This window comes from Streptomyces phyllanthi, from assembly GCF_009377205.1.
Lineage (GTDB): Bacteria > Actinomycetota > Actinomycetes > Streptomycetales > Streptomycetaceae > Streptomyces > Streptomyces phyllanthi.
Genome location: NZ_VJZE01000905.1, coordinates 1 through 1,348, shown reverse-complemented (window position 1 = coordinate 1,348; position 1,348 = coordinate 1). Strand labels below are relative to the sequence as shown.

Genomic DNA, 1,348 nt, shown 5'->3' with positions numbered 1-1,348 from the left:
CCCCTCCCCCTTCCGGAGTCCCCATGGCCGTCCCCAAGCGGAAGATGTCCCGCAGCAACACCCGCCACCGCCGCGCCCAGTGGAAGGCGAGTACGCCCCAGCTGGTGCCGGTCAGGATCGACGGCGCGACCCACCTCGTACCGCAGCACCTGGTGAAGGCGTACGAGCGCGGACTGCTGCACCCCGAGGACTGAGGCGCCCGAGGACCGAGAGGCCCGAGCCCCGCGTTCCGCCAACTGGGCGTCCCGGCGGGCGCGTTGGTCCGAAGCCGATTTGACAACGGCCGCACCCCTCCCGAACCTATGCTCATGAAAGCCATTTTCAATAGGGATCGAGGGAGTGTCGCCCCATGCGTGTGGCCTTCGTAGGCAAGGGCGGCAGCGGCAAGACGACCCTGTCCGCGCTGTTCTCCCGTCACCTGGCCGGCTCCGGCGCGCCGGTCGTCGCGATCGACGGTGACATCAACCAGCACCTGGCGTACGCGCTCGGGCTCGACGAGGACGACGAGTTCGGGGCGCCGCCGCTGAGTGCGCGCACCGGCGACATCAAGGACTTCCTGCGCGGGAGCAATCCGCGGATCACGTCCGGGGACGCCATGGTGAAGACCACGCCGCCGGGGCGCGGATCGCGGTTGCTGCGGCTGCTCGGGGACGACGAGATCCACGGCCGCCACGTGCGGAACGTGGGCGGCGTACCGCTGATGGTGACCGGGGCCTTCGACGAGAGCGACCTCGGCGTGGCCTGCTACCACTCCAAGCTGGGCGCCGTCGAGCTGTACCTCAACCACCTCGTGGACGGGGCCGGCGAGTACGTCGTCGTGGACATGACGGCGGGCGCCGACGCGTTCGCCTCCGGCCTGTTCACCCGCTTCGACATGACGTTCCTGGTCGTCGAGCCGACGCGGAAGAGCGTCTCCGTCTACCGCCAGTACCGGGAGCACGCCGCGGAGTTCGGCATCCCGGTCGCCGTCGTGGGCAACAAGGTCACCGGCGAGGAGGACCTGCTCTTCCTGAAGGAGCACGTCGGGGAGGACCTGCTGGCGCACTGCGTGCAGTCCTCGTTCGTCCGTGCCCAGGAACAGGGGCGCACCGAGGGCGAGCTGGAGCAGCACAACGCCGGGACGCTGCGGCGGCTGCGCGAGGCCGTCGACTCCCGTACGAAGGACTGGGCGGCCTTCCAGCGGCACGCCGTCGAGTTCCATCTCCGCAACGCCGCCGCCTGGGCCAACGCGGCCACCGGCCAGGACCTGGCCGCCCAGGTCGACCCCGGGTTCCGGCACGGTCCCGAAGCCCTCGCGGCCTCCGTCTGAGCCACCACGGGCAGACCGCCCGCCCCCTCCCCTCTCTCT

Annotated in this window: 2 protein-coding genes; both read left to right on the top strand. The window is 70.8% G+C overall.

The features are described from left to right. Window positions 1-23 precede the first annotated feature (23 nt). Window positions 24-194 carry a 50S ribosomal protein L32 gene (rpmF, locus tag FNH04_RS46025; RefSeq protein ID WP_152792156.1) on the top strand — a complete coding sequence of 57 codons (171 nt, stop codon included), beginning with the start codon at window positions 24-26 and terminating at the stop codon, window positions 192-194. 155 nt (window positions 195-349) lie between these two features. Then, window positions 350-1,309 carry an ATP-binding protein gene (locus FNH04_RS46020; protein WP_152792155.1) on the top strand — a complete coding sequence of 320 codons (960 nt, stop codon included), beginning with the start codon at window positions 350-352 and terminating at the stop codon, window positions 1,307-1,309. Window positions 1,310-1,348 lie beyond the last annotated feature (39 nt).

Bases quoted from the DNA above. Each gene is read 5' to 3' on its own strand.
- rpmF (WP_152792156.1), top strand. From the start codon at position 24: ATGGCCGTCCCCAAGCGGAAGATGTCCCGCAGCAACACCCGCCACCGC.
- FNH04_RS46020 (WP_152792155.1), top strand. From the start codon at position 350: ATGCGTGTGGCCTTCGTAGGCAAGGGCGGCAGCGGCAAGACGACCCTG.